We start from the raw sequence: 20,751 nt of genomic DNA, 5'->3' as shown, positions 1-20,751 counted from the left end.
ATGATAGAACAAAGCGCTACCACATCTCTTTTTTTAATGTATTATCCGATAATAGTACGGAGTAAATAGAATATTGTAGCAGAAACCAAAATGGTAACAGGCAATGTAAGTACCCAAGCCATTACGATACTTTTTACAGTGCCGCCTTGTAAGTTTTTAATACCTTTTGATGCTACCATTGAACCTGCAATACCCGAAGAAAGTACGTGTGTGGTAGACACAGGCCATTTATATAAAGTAGATAAAGCAATAGTAAACGAAGCAACTAATTCAGCAGAAGCACCTTGTGCGTATGATAAATGTTGTTTCCCGATTTTCTCACCAACAGTTACTACAATGCGTTTCCAGCCAATCATTGTTCCTAATCCTAACGAAAGGGCAATCATCCACATTACCCAAGTAGGAGCAAAATCTGTTAAAGAAGATAAGCCACTTGAAGAAGTACCAAAAGTGAAGAAAGCAGGAGCAGAACCAGCAGTAGCTTTTTTCAAAGCCTCTCTGTCGTCTTTGCTCAACGTAACAGCATCACTTTCAGTCAATTTTTTAGAATATTTGTTGATAGAAAGAACATCTTTACGAATCTCTAATTTTTTATCAACTGATAAATTATCGTTTGTAAGTGTTTTGTCATCTAAAATAACAATTAAGCCATTTGTAGCTTTAATGATTTTGTGGTATCCTTCTTTTTCAGTAGCAGATAGTTTTGAAGTATCTATTTTCGTAACTATCTGTTGTACAGTGTTTACTTCTGCATGTAATTTAAATGGGTCAACATCTGTATTAATCGCAAAATATCCCGGTAAGAAAGCAATCAAAATCATCATTACTAAACCAATACCTTTTTGTCCATCGTTACGGCCGTGGAAGAAACTTACCAATGTACAAGTAGTAAATAATATAGCACGAATCCACATCGGTGGAGGAGTGTCTTTTTTAGGCTCTTTGAAAATATCTTTATTAGAAATCCCTTTTTTCATAAGGTACATCAATACAATAGCCACTGCAAAACCAAATAATGGAGATAATAAAAGTGCTCTACCAATTTCAATAGCTTTGTCCCAGTTGACTGTTTCTAAGCCAGCCTTATTTTCTGGAAGCAATGCATAACCAACACCAATACCAATAATAGAACCAATTAAAGTATGCGAAGAAGAAGCAGGAATACCAAAATACCAAGTTCCTAAATTCCAAAGAATGGCAGTAATCAACATCGCTAGGGCAGTTGCCATGGAGTGATACACGTTGGGGTCGATGAGTAGCTCTGTGGGAAGCAAACCAATAATTGACATTGTTACACCAACACCGCCAGTAAGTAAGCCCAAGAAGTTCATTAAGCCAGACCAAACTACTGCTTGCGTTGGTTTTAACGAATTGGTGTAAATTACTGTGGCTACAGCATTGGCTGTATCGTGAAAGCCATTGACGAATTCAAAAGCACAAGCCAAAAACAAACACAGGAAAAGTAAAATGAATAGAGACGTGTCTAATCCGAACATTATTTTATTGATTTGAAGAGCAACGAATCGCCCTAATGTTAACTTGAAAATTTACAGAAACTTTAGGTTATTAAGTAAGTTTTCAAGTATCGTGGTTTTTCATATTGGTAATTTCGCCACAAAGGTATAAATACTTAGTTATCGGAATGTTAAGGAATTATTAAATCTAAGCGTGAGAGTATTTAAATACAATTTAATAGATTTATTGTAGTTTTTGTTGGACTTTATTGTTGGTAAATGAATCAAATAATACTGAATTATTTTAATCTTCAAGAATATTCCCCATAAAGGTATTTTTGAAGGCGAATGATAAAAGTAAAAAGGCAATAGACCAACGTAAATAAGCATGATAAAAATCACGGACATTTCGCATTTTATTTTGTTTGATTTCTACCTTTTCTAAAAGGTTGATTTCTTCAAAAATAGTTTCTAAGGATTTAGCATCTTTGGCCCTAAAAAACTTGCCTTCACTTACTTTCGCAATTTCACGAAGCGTGCCTTCATCTACTTTTTCAGTTTCATTTTTATTACTTCCCACGGCAATAGTATACACACGAATGCTAAATGCCTTCGCTAATAAGGCTGAGGTTACAGGGTCTAGATTGCCCGATGTATTATCTCCGTCAGAAATAAGGATGGCCACTTTACTTTTTGACTCTATTTCCCTCAAACGATTGATGCACATTCCTAAGGCATTGCCGATGGCGGTGCCTGAGGTTTGGATAAGTTGAGACGAAATTTCATCTACATATTCATCCAACATTTCGTAGTCTGTCGTCAGTGGACATAAAGAGTAAGGCTCACCCGAAAAAATTACCATGCCAATTCTATCATGCAATCTGCCCCCAATAAATTTTTTAGCTACTTTTTTAGCAACTGCTAGTCTGGATGGCGGAATATCTTTGCTATCCATTGATTTTGAAATATCCAAGGCAAGCATAATATCGATGCCTTCGGAAAATTCTTCGGTTTCGGAAATGACTTTTTGTGGACGAGCCAACGCCAAGAGCATCGTAGCAATAGATAATATTAAAAAGATGGCAGGAATAAAACGTAAATAACTTATCCAGTTAGATTGAATATCATTAGCAGGGAAAGAGATGTTCAATTTTTGGATAGCCCCACCCCGAAGCCAGCCCCTCAGTAGAAAAAGCAATGGAATAACGGCTAATCCATACAGAAAAAAAGGATGGGCCCAATCAAAACCTGAAAGGGTAGAGGGTAAAAACCAATATTTTGAAAACCAATCTTGCATAAAAATGTAATTCGTTCAAGTTAAGAACTTTGTACCAGAACTTTTCGATGTTTTCGATAAAGAGTCTCTGCGAGTTCTTGAAGAATTTCTAATGAAGAGGCTGTTTTTTTAGAATAAATACCTCCATACACCGTCGCATCTATTTCTCTGAGTGCCTCCGACAAACGAATGTCTTGTAAATTATCCAGAATCTCTTTCGTTGTAAAAGTAGTAAAAGGCTTACTTTCTAGGCGTTCTACATAATTTTTCCAGAGAATTACTGCTTTTTCAACATTTTCTAATCCTTTTTTCTGGTCATCAGTAGCCCTACTTAGTCTTTGAAAACCCCTTTGATACTCATCATATCGGCGTCTGAATTGAAAAAGCTTAATCTGTCTTTTAATAGGAGTACCAAAAAACCAAAACGTCAGTACGCCTAAAAAACTTAGCCCAATAATAAATAGAAAGATTAAGGGATAATTAGGCTGTTGTGATAAAAGGATAACATTAGTATCCTTTTTTAAGGACAGCGTATCCATTTGTCCACTCTCAGCAATTGTACCTTTCAAACGGACATAATCCATTGGGGCAAATACACTCGTACAGTCTAGTTGTTCTTTTACAAAAATAGGTAAGCTAAGTTCCTGAACAGGGGTTACCTCAAAGGAAATAAGGGTATAAATGGCACTATCCAGACTGCCTTTATCATCCGTAAGGGTTGGAAAGTATTCTCGAGAAACTAATTCGAAGGGTGCATAATTGAACGTAGAGTCTGGAAAGAAAATATCTGCCGTTGGCTTGTGTCGATAACTCAATGCATATTTTATGGGTAAACCTACTTTCAAACTCTCACTCATGAATTTCCCTCTAGGCAATTTCCAGTAAGTATTTTGGGCATTTGTCTGAGTGATTGAAAGACAGCATGTAAGACACAAGACGTAAGATACAAGACGCAAGACACAAGACTTTGAGTAAGGTTTAGGTGTTAAGACATAGGATTTAAGATGTAGGATATAAAACTTAATAGCATTAATACCAAAGTTGAACCTATGCTGAAACACCTGTAAAGTTTTGAAAACTTTGCAGGCAATCGTAATCTTTGATGTTTCTTTTAATGAATCTGTGAAGTTAATGTTTGAATACTTCATTAAAAAAGGGTTCATACTGAGTGTTACAACCAATGGGTTTGTATTGTCTACTTTCTTACTTTGAATAATTTTATTAGTTTAGGTACATAATCTTCCGAAGCATCAATGGCTAAATAATTGGCCCTATGTTGTTTACAAACCTGCTCTACTTGTTGAGAGTTTTTGTCGAAAAGAATTTTCATCCGATTTCTAAACCAACTCGACGAAGCATTTACCCATATCGTTTTACGTGTTTCCGTATCATACACTGGAATAATGCCCAAACGAGGTAAATTAGTTTCTCGTTGGTCGTATAAATGAATAACGATTAAATCATGTTTACGTGCCAATGCTTTTAGGTTTTCCTCATAGCCAGTATCAATAAAATCGGACACTAAAATGACCAAACTCCTGCGTTTTAATACATTCAGGGTAAACAAAATCATCTTTTTCAGATTCGTCCCTGTCGATTCTGTTTTTAGCTTAAATAATTCCAGTATCGTTTGATAACCATGTTTTAGCGTATTGGCAGGTTTTATATATTTTTCTTTTTGGTCAGAAAAACAAAGGAGCCCCACATGGCTAGCTTCTTTAATGGCCGATAGTGCCAATACCCCACAAATCTCTTTCGTAGTATCTAATTTAGAACGGTCGGTTCTGCCTACATCTTGCGAGGCACTTACATCAACTACAAAAAAAACGGATTGTTCTTTTTCTTCTTTAAAGATTTTGACATACGTCCCATGACCTTTGGCAGAAGTGTTCCAGTCAATCAAGCGAACATCATCGCCGTATTGATATTGTCGTAAATCACTAAATTCTAGACCAGAGCCTTTGAAGATAGAATGAAAATTTCCCCGCATCTGTGAAGTAACAGCCTTGCGGATTTTAATTTCATATTTATAAAGCTTGGCTAAAAATTCGTTGGGAGTCATTTATTATTATCATTCGTTGAAGCGTGCTTCAAACAAAAATCATTTCATAATTTTACTTAAAAAACTTTTACAAGTTTAAAACTAGCCAAATTCCCTGTAAATTTGAAATATGAGATTAATAATTCTGTTGATAGCAACTTTGTTGATAGCTTGCGGTTCGGAAGATAAGCCCGCAAACTTGATTGAACAAGATAAGATGGCAAAAATCTTGGCAGACATTCATGAAGCCGAAGCTAGTGTAAATAATATGCACTTGGGTAGCCAAGACTCTTCCTTGTTGGTGTATCAACGCCTACGTTGGAAGGTCATGAAAAAGCATCAAACTGATACTGCAACGTTTAATGTGAGCTTAAAGTATTATATATTAAACCCGAAGGTTTTTAAAAATATTTATGAAGAGGTAAAAATAGAACTAGAAGATAGACGCAAGGCCGTGAATAGTCCTAAGCTAACACCTATTGATACGTTAAAAAAAGCACCCGCTAATCATCCCGTGAAACAAATATGATACATTTTTTCAAGTCCTTGTATATTGCTAAAGTAGTATATTACTTTATAGTCGGGATTGTCTTTTTGTTTGTATTGGCTTTTGTATTCCCTTTTTTATTGGGTATTACACAGTTGTTTTTTATGGTGTTGATATTAATGCTGTTAGTAGATAGCATTATTTTATATAAAACTAAGAAAGGAATTCTCTGTGAAAGGAACGTTCCTGAGAGGCTTTCAAATGGCGATGAAAACCCAATTGCTATTTTTATAGAAAACCGTTATAGCTTTTCAATCCTACTAGAAATCATCGATGAAATTCCTTTTCAATTTCAGAAACGAGATTTACTGTTTAATACGACATTGAAATCGTCGGAAAAGCAAATTATTGAATATCAACTACGCCCAACTAAAAGAGGAGAGTATAGTTTTGGTGCGGTGAATGTATATGTAAAAAGCCCTATTCGCTTATTAAAACGTCGGTATCAGTTTTCTAATGAAAAAATGGTGGCTGTATATCCTTCTTTTCTACAAATGAGGGCTTACGAGTTGATGGCGATATCAAATAGGCTTACTGAATTAGGTATCAAAAAAATCCGTAGAATTGGGCAAAGTCAAGAATTTGAGCAAATCAGACAATACGTTCAGGGCGATGATATACGGAATATCAATTGGAAAGCTACGGCTCGTCGGAACGACATAATGGTCAATGCTTACCAAGAAGAAAAATCACAGAACGTATATAGTTTAATAGATAAAGGAAGGGTAATGCAGATGCCCTTTGATGGCCTATCGTTGTTAGACTATGCCATTAATGCAACGCTAATTTTATCTAACATTGCCATTAACAAACAAGATAAAGCAGGGGTAATTACTTTTTCAGATAGGATTGGACAGATTTTAGCGGCAGATAAAAAGGCTGGACAAATGACTAAAATCTTGGAGTTATTGTATAAACAAAAAACGAGGTATCTGGAGACCGATTATGAAGCTTTATACATTTATACCAAAACGCATATTCGCCAGCGAAGTTTACTATTGTTATATACAAATTTTGAAACGGTAACGTCTATGCGCAGGCAATTGCCTTATTTTAGAAAACTTGCCAAAGACCACTTGTTAATGGTTATTTTTTTCGAGAATACAGAGTTAAAAACATTGTTAGATAAGCCAGCAGTAACCACCGAAGAAATATATCATAAAACGATTGCAGAAAAATACTTCTATGAAAAACAGCAAATCGTTCGTGAATTAGCTCAATATGGTATTCAGGCATTATTAACGCCTCCTCAAAACCTCACTGTCAATACAGTAAACAAATACCTTGAACTTAAATCAAGAGGAATAATATAGGGCATTCGGGTATCGGGTATTAATTAGTTCGATGAAAAATAAATACATAAAAAAGCCTAAAAGTGAAATTTAAACACTTTTAGGCTTTTTTTATTGATAATTAAGTAGTGTATATAAATATTTAAACTTCAGCGAAAGACCGCTCTCAATCACAACGGCGGAGCATTCCTCACTCACAATTCACAACTCTAAACTGCTCCCATTACATAAATAGCTCCTTTAGGCCCTGCTTCCGTAGTACTACCGCCAGTGTTCTCCAATGAAATTGCAAAAGCTGCGGCTGTCGAGAATGACCTCATTTTTAACAACATTGAATTCCCATCAATCATCCCTGCATCAACAGGTTTGCCGTCAACAATCGCCCAAAGCTGATATTGTTTTCCAGCAGGTGCGGTTGGTAAATTGAGCCCAGATAAATATACCGATTCTCTCGTTTGGTCAAAATAAACCACAGCGCTAGCAGTTGGAAAATCTGGCTGACCTGCTAAGGGAATAATTTTTACATGAGGACTTCGCAAAATAGCTACCTCTTCTTGATAATTAGCTTTTAAGGTTTGCCCTTCATGCGCTAAAATTTGATTCCGAGATTCCAATGCAAGGACTTTCTCCTCAGAATTTCGCCAATTAGTAAAGAACCAAACATTTCCTGCAATACTTAGGGCTAAAAGTACCCATGATGCTGCCATTTGCCAAGTATTAGTAGTCCTCAGGGGCTTAATATTACTTTCAGCTTCTTTGGGCAGTGATAGCGCAAGGGGCGCCTTCTCATTATTTTCAGTGTTTGTTTGTTCTATCGTAAGGGCTTCCATTACTCTATTCTTAAGAGCAGCAGGAGGTTCTTGTTCAAATTGAAGAGCATAATTTTCAAGCGTACCCTGTAATGCCGTCAGTTCTATCTGAAGGGCAGGATACTCTTCTAAGAGGCGTTCTACCTCCGCGGATTCCGCAGGGTTGGTAACTCCTAGCAAGTAGCTTTCCAAAATACCCGATTCTATGTATTCTTGAATGTTCATTTTTATAAATGTTGATCGTGGTTGATTTCTGTGAAAGATTGATTTCTGATTGACTTATACCGAACAATCATTAAATCGTTCAATTACAAATCAAAAAATCCAGTAAGAAATATCAATCCAAATTGAACAAAATACTGCCTTAATTGTGCAATGGCAGACTTTACTCTTGTTTTAACAGTTCCTAATGGAATACCAAATTCTTCAGCAACCTCTGCTTGAGTGTATCCTTTGAAATAAAGCAAATCAATAATTTGTTGATGTTCAGGCTTAAGGTTTTCTACTACCTTTTTTACCCCAATGGCATCAATATCAAATTGACTACCCCCTTGGCTATCGATGACTTGTACGTGGTCATCAATGTCTTGGTTTTTCTGCGAATTTTGGAATTCTTGTGAACGAATTCTATCGATGGCAGTATTTCTAGCCACATTCAGAATCCATGTAAATAATGTTCCTTTCGTACGATTATAAGCTTCGATATTCCGCCAAATCTTCACAAAGGTGTCTTGCATGACATCAGCGGCCACCTCTTCTGAGCGAACTATCTTCAGAATAACCCCGTAAAGTGCTGATGAGTAATTATCATACAAGATGGAGAATCCTCGCTCATCCTGACTTTGCAGTAAGGAAACGAGAGCTTCTTCAGCTATAATGGTTTTGCGTTTAGACATGAATGTTTGCTTCTCAATGAATGTAAGATGATGTGAAGAATAACCTTACTTAATATAACAACAAAATAGTAGTTATGTTTAAGGAAGTTTTTTCATACTTTACCTTCTTGTAAAAGGGCTTAATAAAGATAATGGGATTATTTCAATATTCTACGATTGAAATAATCTGTGTTTATAAAATTAATCTAACGGTTTAATAATCATTCATTTATGCGAGAAGTTTTTGCGGAAATAATAACACTTTACTGTTTTACGCTTACTTAAATAATTAGAGAGACCGCATGGATAATTAGGAAGATGAGTGAGGAGAAATAAGTGGTTTGAAAACAAAGGACTTCCAAAAAGAAAGCCCTTTGTACATTACCCATTATTAAACCACACCTGTCTATTAGGCGTGAAGAAAGTGTTGATAACTAACTTCATACCTTTTGGATAAGGGATTACATTTTGGGTAATACCACGGCATCTAATACATGAATCACACCATTGGACTGATAGACATCATAAGTACTGATGTTTGAGGTGCCTCCATTTTCATCTTTTAACATGATATTATGAGGACCATTCATCATTGCATATAATTTGCCACCACTCACAGTGTTTAATGTAGCAGTTCCGTTGCTGGCCTTAATAGCTTTTGCGATTGCATTAAAGTCTAACTTGCCCGCTACAACATGATACGTTAAAACTTTCACTAAGGTTGCTTTGTTCTCTGGTTTTAATAAATTTTCTACTGTTCCAGCAGGTAAATCTTCAAAAGCATCGTTTACAGGAGCAAAAACTGTGAAGGGTCCTTTGGTTTGTAGCGTACTGGCTAAATCGGCTGCTTTTACTGCGGCAACCAATGTAGTGTGGACTTTAGAATTAACTGCATTTTGAACAATGTTCTTGGCGGGTAGCATTGCCTCTTTGCCTACAGTGACATTTTGAGCTTTTGATGTGAATGCAATAGCACTACAATAGGCTATTCCTAACACTAATATTAACTTTCTCATTTTATTTTGGCGGTTTATGTAAATTGTTGTTTCTAAACATTTCTAAACAGATTTACGCAAGCAATAACGTTTTGGATTTGAAGCTGTTTAAACTTTCCGTTTCTGAGGTGAAAGTATTGTATTTTTGAATTGATTTTTTCAAAATTTGCGAAGCATAGCATCGCTACGTTGAGTAAATTTTGGAACAAGCTATTCTAAAAGACTTAGTTTAACCCGAAAGGGAAAGTTTAAACAGCTTCTTTATTAAAGTACTTAAAAAACAAAAAAGGCGTAAACATTGCTGTCTACGCCTTTTTTCCTAAAATCTTAGAAAAATTTTATTTTGTCGCTTTCTTTTTTGCAGGAGCTTTTGCAGGAGCTACAGGAGCAGCAGCTGGAGCAGTAACTTCAGCAGGAGTACCTTTTGGAACTACCTCGCCTTTGAATGATAATACTATTTGAGGAGTCTCTGCATTACTAATAACAGTAACTGTTTTTGAAAAACCACCAGGACGACCAGCCGAGCTAAATGCTGCTGTTACCTTACCAGTTTTACCAGGCATTACAGGCTCTTTTGTCCAATCTGGTGTTGTACAACCGCATGAAGGCGAGGCATTAGAAATAACAACTGGTGCAGTACCTGTATTTGTGAATTCAAAAACGTGAGTTGCCACAACGCCTTCTTCTATTTTACCAAAATCATGAGATTCTGATTTGAATTTAATCACTCCTTGAGCATTAGCAAAAGAAGCAACAAATACCAATGCGAAAACGAAAAGTAATTTTTTCATATTAGCTTTAATAGTTTTGTTTTAAAATGATGTTAAAATAAATGTGAAAATTATTATAATTAGAACAAAGTGTTAAACGATGCTTTAAAATGAAAATTTTGGTTAATTTAATAAAAATTACCCTTAATTCACAAAACAAAAATAAAGTCTTATAGGTGCTTTACAAAATGTTTTATAGGTTTTAACAAATCATTAACAAGGGTATAAATTGCTTTGTTGAAAGCTTTACATTTGTTACCCTAATTAATTTTTGTTATTTTTGGTACTGAAACTTGTATATTATCGTTCATTTTTACCCATCTCACTGTCTTGGAAAACACACTTCTGTCAGAAACAATAGTATTTACCAAAGAATCAGTCTTGACTGATTACAAGGTTGCTCGCATGAGTCGTGAGTGTAGCCTTATTGTAAGAAAGGAAGTTTTTGCAGGGCGTGCTAAATTTGGAATCTATGGTGATGGTAAGGAGCTTTGTCAACTGGCTTTAGCTAGAGCAATGAAAGCAGGAGACTTTGTTTCAGGATATTATCGTGACCAAACCATTGTAGCCGCTGTTGGCGATATGACTTGGACTCAATATTTCTCACAATTATACGGACATCCAGACATTGCTTTCGACCCACACACAGGAGGAAGAGCAATGAATAATCACCATGCCACAAGATGGCTGGATGAAGAAGGAGAGTGGGTTGACCAAACAAAATTATTTAATTCAGTCGCAGGTGTTTCTTCAACGGCTGGACAAATGCCAAGGGCAGTCGGATTAGCATATTCTTCAAAATTATATAGACAACAACCAGAACTACACGAAATTTCAGAAAAATTCACTCGTAATGGTAATGAAGTGTGTTTCTCTACTATTGGAGATGCTTCTACCTCAGAAGGAATGTTTCTAGAATGTGTGAATGCCGCTGGCGTATTACAAATTCCTTTGGTGATGTCGGTGTGGGATGATGGCTTTGGAATCTCTGTTCCTTCTGAATATCAAACAACAAAATCGTCTATCTCCAAAGCTTTGGCTGGTTATCAAAGAAATGAAGATGGTGCTGGCATAGAAATTTTTACGGTGAAGGCTTGGGACTATGTTGCATTGATGGAAACATACCAAAAAGCAGCAACATTGGCCAGAGAATACCACATTCCGTCTTTAGTACATGTAGAAGATGCTACTCAACAGCAAGGCCATTCTGCCTCAGGGTCACATGAAAGATATAAGTCTGCAGAAAGACTAAAATTTGAAGTGGATTTTGACTGTAATTTAAAATTCAGAGAATGGATTATTGCTGAAGGTATTGCCACTGAAGCCGAATTAGAGAGCATTGACGAAGAAACAGTGAAGGAAGCTAAAGCGTGCCAGAAAGCTGCTTGGACTGCTTATATGACCTCAATAAAGCCAGAAAGAGAAGATTTACTTTCTTTGTTATACCAAGCTGCTGCTGAAAGTGAAAATGGCGTTGAGATTAAAAAAATAGCGGAGGAATTACGCAAAGCTGTTAATCCAATTCATCATGAGAATGTAGTAGCCGCTAGAAAAGCACTCAGAGCTTTACGATTGGAAGATTTTTCTACTAAGCAAGGACTAAAAAAATGGCTTGAACAAACTGATGCCAAGAATGACCAACGGTTTAATTCTAGTCAGTTCAGTATTTCGAAATATTCGCCATTAAAAGTGCAGGAAATTAAGCCAGAGTATGAAATAAATTCCCCACTTTTAGATGGAAGAGAGATTTTAAATAAAAATTTCGACCATTTGTTCAGTACAGACCCCAGAATTTTTATTTTAGGCGAAGATGTGGGGAAAATTGGGGATGTAAATCAAACATTAGCAGGTTTACAAGAGAAATTTGGAGAGTTGAGAATAACAGATACAGGAATCAGAGAAATGACCATAGTAGGTCAGGGAATTGGTGCCGCAATGAGAGGCTTACGCCCAATCATTGAAATACAGTATCTTGATTATATATTTTATCCTTTTGCTACTTTATCAGACGATTTAGCATGTTTGCAATACAGAACAGTAGGAGGACAAAAAGCACCGTTAATCGTCAGAACACGAGGACACCGCTTAGAAGGAATTTGGCATTCGGGTTCGCCCATGTCGGTTTTATTGGGTGGCTTAAGAGGAATCCATTTGTGTGTGCCAAGAAATATGACACAAGCAGCGGGAATGTATAATACATTATTGAGTTCAGATGACCCAGCAATCGTCATTGAATGTTTGAATGGCTATCGATTGAAAGAAAAATTGCCAGTCAATCTGCATGAAACAAAAGTACCATTGGGTGTGCCAGAGGTAATTCGTGAAGGGAGAGATATTACCATTGTTACTTATGGTTCAATGTGCAGAATTGTGATGGAGGCCGCTCGACAATTAGAAAACATGGATATTTCTATAGAAGTAATAGATGTACAGACATTGATGCCATTTGATATTTCACATAGAATTGTTGAATCGATTAAGAAGACAAACAGAGTAATATTTGCTGATGAAGATATGCCTGGCGGAGGTTCGGCCTATATGATGCAACAAGTAGTGGATGTACAAAATGCCTACAGGTATTTAGATGCCAAACCAGTTTGTATGGCAGCGGTGCCACATCGACCAGCTTATAGTTCAGATGGTGATTATTTTTCTAAACCAAACGTTGAGAATGTAGTAGATACGGCCTACCAATTGATGGCAGAATGTTATCCTACAAAGTTTCCAGCTATTTATTAAAGATTTTTGGATAGAAATACTTTTTTATATTTAGAAAAAGAGAAGAATTAACACTTTTTCCACTTTTTTAACTACTTAATTGCCTTTTAATAAATAATGTGAAGGTTTTAAGTTATTTTTTTTAATTTCGTATGGTTTTTTCAAACTTTTAGAAATTTTCATAGTATAATGATTAGTTTCATTAGTATATGAATAGGCTTTTTCTAATTGCTTGATAACAATAACCTTAATTAAATTACATTGAACCCCTTACGAAAAATTAGAAAATGGATTTGGCCAACAGTACTAGCTGTAGTCTTACTGTTGATTGTAATTTATGCTGAAAATGTTCATCATTATCAGAAATGTAAGAAAATAAATGTAAGAATCGAAGGGGCTAATGAGAGTAAATTAGTAACTGCTAATGAAATATTAGCCATTGTTAGCCCGAATGTAGTGGATAGCCCAGAGGGAAAACCTTTTGATAAGATTGATTTTAAGAAAATAGAAAAAAAAGTTAGTTTAAATAAGTTAGTAAAGTCGTGTCAGGTTCACCGAGATTTAAGTGGAGAAATGACAATAGATATTGTAGAACACACACCACTCGCCCGAGTATTATATAATAAAGGTTCAGATAGTTACGTAACAGAGAAAGGCGATTTTATCGGTATTTCTCAGCATTTTACTCCCAGAGTTTTACTGCTTTCGGGAGGGTATTTTGAAAAAATACAAAATTTAAAAGAGGTAAAAAGTAAAGCTATCGTAGATCTAATCAATGCAATCAATGAGGATACTTTTTGGAAAGCACAAATAACACAATTAATCGTTGAGAAAGATGGTGGGATTACAATGGTGCCCGAAATAGGGAATCATGTGATTGAATTTGGAATGGGAATTGATATTGAAGCAAAATTTAAGAAAATTAAAATTTTTTATAAGGATATTCTACCCGTAAAAGGGTGGGATACCTATCATAAAGTAAGTGTAAAATACAGAAATCAGATTATTTGTGAGTAAAAATGGCGTTTCACCATAAGCTTTATTAATCGGTAAATAATTATTCAGTAAGAGTAGTTACCTTAGGGGGCTTATTGGGAAAATTTATTGTGTAGCTATTTTTAATCTCAAATTATTTAAATTCTACCTTCCATGAATGAAATAATCGTTGGACTTGACATAGGCAGTAAGCAAGTAAGTGTTGTTGCTGGCAGACTTGACAGTTTGGGCAAGTTGGAGATTCTTGGTTTGGGTAAAGCCGATACCACTGGAAGAGTCTCCAAGGGTGTCGTGTTGAATGTCAATAAAACAATAGAAGCAGTTCAGTCTGCTATTGAGCAAGTTGAAAACCAAGCTAACATTCATATCAGAGGAGTTGTAGCCAGTATCGCTGGTCCCAACATACATAGTTCAAAACATAAGGCTGGTATTACCAGACAAACTCGTGGTGAAGAAGTAACTGTTACAGATGTAGACCAAGTTGCCAATGATGCCCAGCGAACTTTTATTTCGCAGGGGAATGCTATTGTTCATAATTTACCTCAGGAATATTCTGTAGACTCTGCCAATGGTATTCAAGAACCAGTAGGTATTAGTGGATTGAAATTGCAGGGTGAATTTTTAATGATTGTTTCGCCACAAGCTGAGTTAGATAAGACAAAACGCTGTATTGAACGCTCAAAAGATAAAATGGAGATTGAAGGTGGATTAGTTTATTCTCCTTTAGCAGCTTCATTGGCTGTACTGACAGAACAAGAAAAGAAAACAGGCGTTGCCCTAGTTGATATAGGAAGCGGAATTACAGAAATCGTAATTTATTATAAAGGAATAGTGAGGCATGTAGCAGTACTACCATTTGCTGGGGATTCAGTTACTACTGATATTGAGCAGGGATGTGGCGTATCTGTAGAACAAGCAGAACAATTGAAAGTAAAGTTTGGGTCGGCTATTGCAGAAGAAGTAGCTATCGAAGAGGTTGTTTCTATCCCGAGTGCTAATGGACGTAAGCCTAAAATAGTTTCGGTCAAAAATATTGCCATTATCATTGAAGAAAGACTCAAAGAAATTATGACATTGGTAGTAGCCGAAATTACTCGTTCTGGCTATTTAAATAGAATCAACTGTGGTATTGTTATTACAGGAGGTTCTGCTCAAATGCCATATATCGACCAGCTTTTTGAAAGAGTAGCACAAAGAGACGTAAGAATTGGCTATCCAAACGAAAACTTAGGAAAATCATTTACCGAAGAAATTAAAAATCCAACTTATTCTACAGCCGTAGGATTGGTTTGGAAAGGAATCAGAGAAATAGACGAGCGTGAAGAAGGTTATAAAATACTTAGAAAAGATGCTCCTGTAATTATACCAATTGTACCAATCAATAATAATACTGGTATTAATAAAAATGGTAGAGAAAATACCAAAACTGCTGAAACCAATGGAAAGAAAAGCTCTTTGGGTTTTTTCGGGAAATTGAAGCAAGCAGCAAGTAGAATTATTGGAGAAGATTTGGGTGATAATGATAAATACGAGTAGTAAAATAACCCTTGCTACTCATATTTATCATTAAAATCATATCTTAGAATTGCTCGATACCTCCAAAAAAGAAGAATCCTTCTATTGATGCATTCTCATCTGAATCAGAACCATGAATAGCATTTGCTTGAACTGATTTAGCAAAAGCTTTACGAATAGTCCCTTCTGCTGCATTAGCAGGGTTTGTCGCTCCTATCAAAGTACGGAAATCTAATACTGCATTTTCTTTTTCCAAGATGATTGGAATAATTGGCCCCGACGACATATAGTCGCATAATTCACCATAAAAAGGTCTTTCAGCGTGAACTGCATAAAACTCTCCTGCTCTTTCCTTAGTAAGTAGCGTTTTTTTGATAGCTACAATACGGAAACCAGCTTCTTCAATCATTTTAATAATTGCTCCCGAATTACCTTCAGCTACTGCATCGGGCTTAATCATTGTAAAAGTTCTGTTAGTTGCCATATTTTGGATTTATGAAATGTGTGGAATGTAATTTTGAAGTCATTGAAATGCATAAAATCTTATTAAAAGATTCTAAAACTGATTTTAAATAGATTATTTCTGCAAAATTACGACAAAGCTGTAAGGTTTTAGAAACCTTGCAGCTTTTTTTGTGGAGAATTCTCGCTAACTTTGCTATTCATTTTTAGAATAAAACATAATATCCTGATAATCAATCGTATATAATGCAAAATCTTGAAGCCTTTCGTGAGTTGATAAATACGCCCAAAAAAATTGTAATTACAACCCATTTTAAACCCGATGCAGACGCACTTGGGTCATCATTAGGACTAGCAAGATATTTAAAAAAGAAGGGACATCAAATTACAGTAATCACACCATCTGATTACCCTAAATTTTTATTTTGGATGCCTAACAATGACGAGGTCATCAATTATGAAGATTATAAATTAAGAGCAAAATCTAATAAACTAATTGCTGAGGCAGATGTTATTTTTTGCTTAGACTTTTCGGCACTATCGCGTATTGAAAGTATGACCGAGCCTGTCAGACAGTCGCAGGCAATCAAAGTAATGATTGACCATCATACTTTTCCTGAAGATTTTGCCCAGTTTAGTTATCATGATACCAATGCCGCTGCTACTGCACAGTTAATATTCCAGTTAATTGTTCTTTTAGGAGACCAAGCTTTGTTAGATGTTGCTATTTGTGAATGCTTGTATGCAGGAATAATGACAGACACTGGCTCGTTCCGTCATCCAAGTACTACGCCAGCCGTGCATAGGATTGTAGCAGACATTATGGAAATAGGCGTTAATACCAATCTGATTCACCGTAGAATCTATGATAGTACTACTGCCGAACGCCTGAATTTCTTAGGCTATGTCCTTTCGGAAAAACTAGTGGTGTTGCCAGAATACAGGGTTGCCTATTTTACCGTTACAGAAGAAGAACTAAAGCGTTTTAATTCCCAAACTGGCGATACCGAAGGCATTGTAAATTATGGCTTACAAATTGAAGGCATGGTGATGTCTGCTATTATTGTAGACAGACCCGAAGCCGTAAAAATGTCTTTCCGTTCTGTGGAAGAGTTTGCTGTCAATAAAATAGCCTCAAAATATTTTAGTGGCGGAGGACACAAAAACGCCTCTGGCGGAAAAACTACAGGGATTGGTTTGGAAGCTACCGTCGAAAAATTTATTAGTATATTACCAGAGTATCAATCAGAATTATTGGCAGTACCCCTTTAAAAAAATAAACAAAGGCTCTTTGAGCTATAAAACAAAAATAAAATCAATAAAATCAAACAAAAATGTTAAAAAGAATCAGTGTTGTATTGTTGGCTGCCAGCATGATGGTTGCATGTAACAAGAATCGTGTAGAAGTAAAAGACGGAGTGAAAATCCAAATTCATAGTCACGATGACAAAGCAAGAAAATTAAAAGACGGAGATATCATTTCGTTTACTGCAAAAATCCAAAACTCAACTGATTCTGTTCTTCAAGAATCTCCAGCTTCTCAGCCTGCACGTGCTATGTTGCAACCTGCTGGTGTATCAGGCTTCAAAGGTTCATTTGAAGATGGTTTACGCTTACTTTCATTAGGTGATAGCGCAACAATTTTTGTACCTGTTGATTCTTTGGCAAAAGGTGGACAACAGTTGCCTCCATTCTTAAAGAAAGGTACAGATTTAAAATATACAGTTAAAATCTTGAAAGTACAGACTAAAGCTGAATTTGAAAAAGATATGGCTGCTGACCAAGCAAAAGCAAAAGTAGAGGCTGAAACACGTAAAGCTAAATTACCAGAATTGATGGCTGATTATGTTAAGAAATCTGGATTAGCCTTCAAAACTACTCCATCAGGTTTACAATATGTTATTACAAAAGAAGGTACTGGTGAAACACCAAAAACTGGTGATGTTTGTAAATGTATGTATGTAGGTAAGTTTTTAGATGGAAAAGTGTTTGACCAAAGCCCAAGCCCATTAGATATGCCTATCGGTGGAATGATTCCTGGCTTCAATGAAGCATTGTTGATGATGAAAAAAGGCGGAAAAGGTACTTTCTTGATTCCCCCTCAAATAGGATATGGCGAAGCCGCTCAAGGTCCGATTCCAGCAAACTCTGCTTTAGTGTTTACTGTGGAAGCAATCGATTTCAAAAAAGGAGGACAATAGCCCTTGCAAGAAGGTAAGTAGGAAGAACAATGAAAAAGGAAAAATTAAAAGCACAGACCAATGAGGCTTGATTTTAATTTTTTCAAAGATTTTATTGTACTTTTTTGCTTACCTTTTTTGTTTTATGCCATTTTAACAGTTTTTAACGAATTAACAGCAATGGATTTCGTTATTTTGCGTTTCATTTAGGAGTTTAGTTTCGTTATGATTTAACGAATAACTGATAATCAAATAACAGTCAGTAATGATGAAGTTCAAATTATTAAACCTTTTAGTGTTTGGGGCGCTAGTGTGTATGCTCAGTTCATGTCTTTCAACAGTTGTATTGGAAGAGAATGTAATCGACCAACAAAACGAAACACAAATTCAGCAGTATATCAGTAGTAAAAGCCTAACGATGCAAAAAGCTTCAAATGGGGTTTATTATGCTATCGGTAAGGCAAATGCTAGTGGTCGCCAAATAATATTGGGAGATACTATCAGAGTACATTATGTAATTACAAGACTAGATGGTGTTAAAATTGATAGCTCGTCAGTACTAACGAACAAGCCTTTTACGTTTTATCATAACGGAGTAAATACTAATATCTTTTTGAAATTTCTTTATTTGATGCACGAAGGCGAAACGGGTACGTTTATTTTACCTTCAAAATTAGTCGGTGGTGGCGTAGCATTTCCTAATCTAGCGGCTAATCAACCAGTGCGTTGTGATATTTCTTATTTCTACACTTTCGGTGAAGAAGCCGATATTGACCACTATATTGCTAAAAATAAGATTACAGTTACTGAAAAAACAACCGAAGGTGTTAGATACATCAAAACAAAAGATGGCTCGGCAGATTTAATTTCGGGAAAAGTAGCTAAGATAAAATACACAGGTAAGTTCCTGAGCGGAGAAATCTTTGATACCAACGTTGGTAAAACAGATTCTTTGAGTTTAACGGTTGGTTCATCATCCACTTCATTTGTCACTGGCTTCGTAGTTGGTGTTAATAAAATGAAGCTAGGTGAAAAAGCAACGTTGATTTTCAGATCAGCCTTGGGATATAGTTCTACTGGTAGTACAACGATACCGCCGTACACTCCCCTTATTTTTGAAGTCGAAATAGTAGCATTAAAAGATCAATAAAAAACACAAATTATGAATAGAAGTACATTTTGGATAATGTTGGTTGGCGTAGTAGGATTACTAAGTAGCTGTATGAGCACAGGAGAAGATACAACACAGAGGTATCTTGATAATGAAAACAAAGTAATTCAGTATGGTAAAGATAAAAGCCTTACGCTTACTAAAGACGCTAGCTCTGGAGCTTATTATACCCTAACAACTTTAAATAGCTCAGGAAGAAGCCCAAAGGCAACAGAATTAGTAAAAGTTTATTATACCTACAGAAAGTTAGATGGAACCTTGCTTGATAGTACCACATCAGTACCTGTCAGTTACCCATATCTAACCTACAGTAGCCTTTTAAATGTCCCTGTTAGTTTGTTGAAAGAAGGCGAAAAAGGAGTATTTATTTTTCCTGAAACAAGCCAATATACAGAACCAACAATTTTAACGATACAGTTAATTTCTACTCGAACAGAAGTAGAGCAAGTAGGTGAATTTGTACAGAGTAAATATGCAGGTTTAAACGTTAACTCAACCAGTAGTGGCTTACAATATGTACTTACTAAAGTAACATCTACAGGAGACTTGGTGAAGACTGGACAAACGATTACTGTGAGCTACACAGGAAATTTACTATATCCTACTAAGAAAAGAGATAGTAATGGCTTTTATATTTACAATGAACAGTTTGATACAGGAAGTTTTAGCTTTGTGTTAGGACAAGGTTCAACAGTTGCAGGTTTTGAAGAAGCTGTTTCTAAACTGAAACTAGGAGACAAAGGTAGTTTTGTTTTCCCTTCGTCATTAGGTTATGGAACGGGTGGAAGAATTGATAATACTACGGGTACTTATACTATTCCTCCATATTCGCCCTTAAATTTTGAAATAGAAGTTACTGCGGTTAAATAAATATATTACTTCATTTGAAGCCTCCTCATTTTCATTGAGGAGGCTTTTTATTTATTTTATTATGAAAAAACTCTGCTTTGCTACGAACAATGCCCATAAAGTTGAAGAAGTTCAGGCGATATTAGGTAACAATTTTGAGCTAGTGACTCTCAACCAGATAGGATGTAATGAAGAATTGCCAGAAACAGGTAATACTTTGGAAGCCAATTCGTTACAAAAGGCACAATATTTGTATGAACATTATAAAGTTGATTGTTTTGCTGATGATTCGGGGTTAGAAGTAACTGCACTAGGGGGCGAACCCGGTGTTTTTTCAGCCCGCTATGCAGGTGAACAAAGAAGTCATGCCGATAATATCAGCTTGCTATTAAAAAATCTTGTTGGTAAGGAAGATCGTTCTGCACAATTCAGAACGGTAATTACATTAATGATAGATGGGCAAGTAAATCAATTTGAAGGCATTATTAAGGGCACGATTATTGAGGAGTTAAAAGGTACTGAAGGGTTTGGATATGATCCAATTTTTGTCCCAGAAGGTTTTGACTTGACCTTTGCTGAAATGAGTATTGACGAAAAAGGAAAGATTTCACACCGAGCGAGGGCTGTTGAAAAATTAATTACTTTTTTAAAATAAAGAAATATTCATCAATAGTAAGTCACTACTTTAAATACAATTTTATTTAAGGTAGTGACTTTTTTTGGATGATACATAAGGCCTTATGATAGAACAAGTAAACGTGTAATTGCCTTTTAATAAGAATTTTACAGTCCAATAGGGGT

19 protein-coding genes are annotated in these 20,751 nt (G+C 35.8%); 10 read left to right on the top strand and 9 right to left on the bottom strand.

What is annotated here, in order from left to right:
• Positions 1–41: 41 nt before the first annotated feature.
• The 4 genes from AC07N0_RS04600 to AC07N0_RS04585 form a co-directional block, all read right to left on the bottom strand.
• Entirely contained in the window at positions 42–1,496 is a 1,455-nt protein-coding gene (locus AC07N0_RS04600) for an inorganic phosphate transporter (RefSeq protein WP_492801039.1), read from the bottom strand.
• A gap of 262 nt (positions 1,497–1,758) precedes the next feature.
• A complete protein-coding gene (locus AC07N0_RS04595; protein ID WP_492801038.1) occupies positions 1,759–2,751 on the bottom strand; it encodes a VWA domain-containing protein in 993 nt (330 codons plus the stop codon).
• A 20-nt stretch (positions 2,752–2,771) separates the two neighbouring features.
• The gene (locus tag AC07N0_RS04590) at positions 2,772–3,878 is read right to left on the bottom strand and encodes a hypothetical protein (protein WP_494588276.1); all 1,107 of its coding nucleotides are present in this window, start codon (positions 3,876–3,878) and stop codon (positions 2,772–2,774) included.
• Between the two features lie 47 nt (positions 3,879–3,925).
• Complete coding sequence (locus AC07N0_RS04585; RefSeq protein WP_323251592.1) at positions 3,926–4,792, bottom strand: DUF58 domain-containing protein; 867 nt, start codon at positions 4,790–4,792, stop codon at positions 3,926–3,928.
• 109 nt (positions 4,793–4,901) lie between these two features.
• Between AC07N0_RS04585 and AC07N0_RS04580 the strand changes: the two genes are divergently transcribed.
• A complete protein-coding gene (locus AC07N0_RS04580; protein ID WP_492801036.1) occupies positions 4,902–5,300 on the top strand; it encodes a DUF4296 domain-containing protein in 399 nt (132 codons plus the stop codon).
• On the top strand, positions 5,300–6,631 hold the full coding sequence (locus tag AC07N0_RS04575; protein ID WP_494588403.1) for a DUF58 domain-containing protein: 1,332 nt from the start codon (positions 5,300–5,302) through the stop codon (positions 6,629–6,631). Before AC07N0_RS04580 ends, AC07N0_RS04575 begins: the two co-directional genes overlap by 1 nt.
• 188 nt (positions 6,632–6,819) lie before the next feature.
• Here AC07N0_RS04575 and AC07N0_RS04570 read toward each other — a convergent pair whose 3' ends face one another.
• The 4 genes from AC07N0_RS04570 to AC07N0_RS04555 all read right to left on the bottom strand — a co-directional run bounded on the left by AC07N0_RS04570 (position 6,820) and on the right by AC07N0_RS04555 (position 10,080).
• The gene (locus AC07N0_RS04570) at positions 6,820–7,644 is read right to left on the bottom strand and encodes an anti-sigma factor (RefSeq protein WP_494588275.1); all 825 of its coding nucleotides are present in this window, start codon (positions 7,642–7,644) and stop codon (positions 6,820–6,822) included.
• A gap of 83 nt (positions 7,645–7,727) precedes the next feature.
• Positions 7,728–8,315, bottom strand: coding sequence for an RNA polymerase sigma factor (locus AC07N0_RS04565; RefSeq protein ID WP_494588274.1), 588 nt, complete (start codon positions 8,313–8,315; stop codon positions 7,728–7,730).
• A 440-nt stretch (positions 8,316–8,755) separates the two neighbouring features.
• Positions 8,756–9,310: a fasciclin domain-containing protein gene (locus AC07N0_RS04560; protein WP_492801033.1), complete on the bottom strand. Its 555-nt coding sequence runs from the start codon at positions 9,308–9,310 to the stop codon at positions 8,756–8,758.
• A gap of 317 nt (positions 9,311–9,627) precedes the next feature.
• Entirely contained in the window at positions 9,628–10,080 is a 453-nt protein-coding gene (locus AC07N0_RS04555; protein WP_492801032.1) for a DUF1573 domain-containing protein, read from the bottom strand.
• A gap of 384 nt (positions 10,081–10,464) precedes the next feature.
• Between AC07N0_RS04555 and AC07N0_RS04550 the strand changes: the two genes are divergently transcribed.
• The 3 genes from AC07N0_RS04550 to ftsA all read left to right on the top strand — a co-directional run bounded on the left by AC07N0_RS04550 (position 10,465) and on the right by ftsA (position 15,309).
• A complete protein-coding gene (locus AC07N0_RS04550) occupies positions 10,465–12,798 on the top strand; it encodes an alpha-ketoacid dehydrogenase subunit alpha/beta (RefSeq protein ID WP_494588402.1) in 2,334 nt (777 codons plus the stop codon).
• Between the two features lie 240 nt (positions 12,799–13,038).
• Positions 13,039–13,794 carry a cell division protein FtsQ/DivIB gene (locus AC07N0_RS04545; RefSeq protein WP_492801031.1) on the top strand — a complete coding sequence of 252 codons (756 nt, stop codon included), beginning with the start codon at positions 13,039–13,041 and terminating at the stop codon, positions 13,792–13,794.
• Between the two features lie 132 nt (positions 13,795–13,926).
• Positions 13,927–15,309 carry a cell division protein FtsA gene (gene ftsA, locus AC07N0_RS04540; RefSeq protein ID WP_494588273.1) on the top strand — a complete coding sequence of 461 codons (1,383 nt, stop codon included), beginning with the start codon at positions 13,927–13,929 and terminating at the stop codon, positions 15,307–15,309.
• A 43-nt stretch (positions 15,310–15,352) separates the two neighbouring features.
• Here the strand turns inward: ftsA and AC07N0_RS04535 are convergent, their stop codons facing one another.
• Positions 15,353–15,772 carry a nucleoside-diphosphate kinase gene (locus AC07N0_RS04535; RefSeq protein ID WP_309921818.1) on the bottom strand — a complete coding sequence of 140 codons (420 nt, stop codon included), beginning with the start codon at positions 15,770–15,772 and terminating at the stop codon, positions 15,353–15,355.
• Positions 15,773–15,996: 224 nt separating this feature from the next.
• Here AC07N0_RS04535 and AC07N0_RS04530 point away from each other — a divergent pair, with 224 nt between their 5' ends.
• The 5 genes from AC07N0_RS04530 to AC07N0_RS04510 all read left to right on the top strand — a co-directional run bounded on the left by AC07N0_RS04530 (position 15,997) and on the right by AC07N0_RS04510 (position 20,605).
• Positions 15,997–17,022: a DHH family phosphoesterase gene (locus AC07N0_RS04530; RefSeq protein ID WP_494588272.1), complete on the top strand. Its 1,026-nt coding sequence runs from the start codon at positions 15,997–15,999 to the stop codon at positions 17,020–17,022.
• A gap of 62 nt (positions 17,023–17,084) precedes the next feature.
• On the top strand, positions 17,085–17,951 hold the full coding sequence (locus tag AC07N0_RS04525; RefSeq protein WP_492801028.1) for an FKBP-type peptidyl-prolyl cis-trans isomerase: 867 nt from the start codon (positions 17,085–17,087) through the stop codon (positions 17,949–17,951).
• Between the two features lie 244 nt (positions 17,952–18,195).
• Positions 18,196–19,080: an FKBP-type peptidyl-prolyl cis-trans isomerase gene (locus AC07N0_RS04520; protein ID WP_492801027.1), complete on the top strand. Its 885-nt coding sequence runs from the start codon at positions 18,196–18,198 to the stop codon at positions 19,078–19,080.
• 12 nt (positions 19,081–19,092) lie between these two features.
• Positions 19,093–19,971 carry an FKBP-type peptidyl-prolyl cis-trans isomerase gene (locus AC07N0_RS04515; protein ID WP_492801026.1) on the top strand — a complete coding sequence of 293 codons (879 nt, stop codon included), beginning with the start codon at positions 19,093–19,095 and terminating at the stop codon, positions 19,969–19,971.
• A gap of 61 nt (positions 19,972–20,032) precedes the next feature.
• A complete protein-coding gene (locus AC07N0_RS04510) occupies positions 20,033–20,605 on the top strand; it encodes a non-canonical purine NTP diphosphatase (RefSeq protein ID WP_494588271.1) in 573 nt (190 codons plus the stop codon).
• The last annotated feature ends 146 nt before the right edge of the window (positions 20,606–20,751 follow it).

It is taken from the genome of Arcicella sp. GW821-FHT09D11 (assembly GCF_059416265.1).
The sequence above is the reverse complement of the archived record's forward strand: the minus strand, read 5'-3'. Positions and strand labels throughout refer to the sequence as shown.

Coding starts and splice junctions, on each gene's coding strand:
- ftsA (WP_494588273.1), top strand. CDS start 13,927: ATGAATGAAATAATCGTTGGACTTGACATAGGCAGTAAGCAAGTAAGT.
- AC07N0_RS04560 (WP_492801033.1), bottom strand. CDS start 9,310: ATGAGAAAGTTAATATTAGTGTTAGGAATAGCCTATTGTAGTGCTATT.
- AC07N0_RS04535 (WP_309921818.1), bottom strand. CDS start 15,772: ATGGCAACTAACAGAACTTTTACAATGATTAAGCCCGATGCAGTAGCT.
- AC07N0_RS04580 (WP_492801036.1), top strand. CDS start 4,902: ATGAGATTAATAATTCTGTTGATAGCAACTTTGTTGATAGCTTGCGGT.
- AC07N0_RS04565 (WP_494588274.1), bottom strand. CDS start 8,315: ATGTCTAAACGCAAAACCATTATAGCTGAAGAAGCTCTCGTTTCCTTA.
- AC07N0_RS04585 (WP_323251592.1), bottom strand. CDS start 4,792: ATGACTCCCAACGAATTTTTAGCCAAGCTTTATAAATATGAAATTAAA.
- AC07N0_RS04600 (WP_492801039.1), bottom strand. CDS start 1,496: ATGTTCGGATTAGACACGTCTCTATTCATTTTACTTTTCCTGTGTTTG.
- AC07N0_RS04550 (WP_494588402.1), top strand. CDS start 10,465: ATGAGTCGTGAGTGTAGCCTTATTGTAAGAAAGGAAGTTTTTGCAGGG.
- AC07N0_RS04555 (WP_492801032.1), bottom strand. CDS start 10,080: ATGAAAAAATTACTTTTCGTTTTCGCATTGGTATTTGTTGCTTCTTTT.
- AC07N0_RS04510 (WP_494588271.1), top strand. CDS start 20,033: ATGAAAAAACTCTGCTTTGCTACGAACAATGCCCATAAAGTTGAAGAA.
- AC07N0_RS04590 (WP_494588276.1), bottom strand. CDS start 3,878: ATGAAGTATTCAAACATTAACTTCACAGATTCATTAAAAGAAACATCA.
- AC07N0_RS04530 (WP_494588272.1), top strand. CDS start 15,997: ATGCAAAATCTTGAAGCCTTTCGTGAGTTGATAAATACGCCCAAAAAA.
- AC07N0_RS04515 (WP_492801026.1), top strand. CDS start 19,093: ATGAATAGAAGTACATTTTGGATAATGTTGGTTGGCGTAGTAGGATTA.
- AC07N0_RS04595 (WP_492801038.1), bottom strand. CDS start 2,751: ATGCAAGATTGGTTTTCAAAATATTGGTTTTTACCCTCTACCCTTTCA.
- AC07N0_RS04570 (WP_494588275.1), bottom strand. CDS start 7,644: ATGAACATTCAAGAATACATAGAATCGGGTATTTTGGAAAGCTACTTG.
- AC07N0_RS04525 (WP_492801028.1), top strand. CDS start 17,085: ATGTTAAAAAGAATCAGTGTTGTATTGTTGGCTGCCAGCATGATGGTT.
- AC07N0_RS04520 (WP_492801027.1), top strand. CDS start 18,196: ATGATGAAGTTCAAATTATTAAACCTTTTAGTGTTTGGGGCGCTAGTG.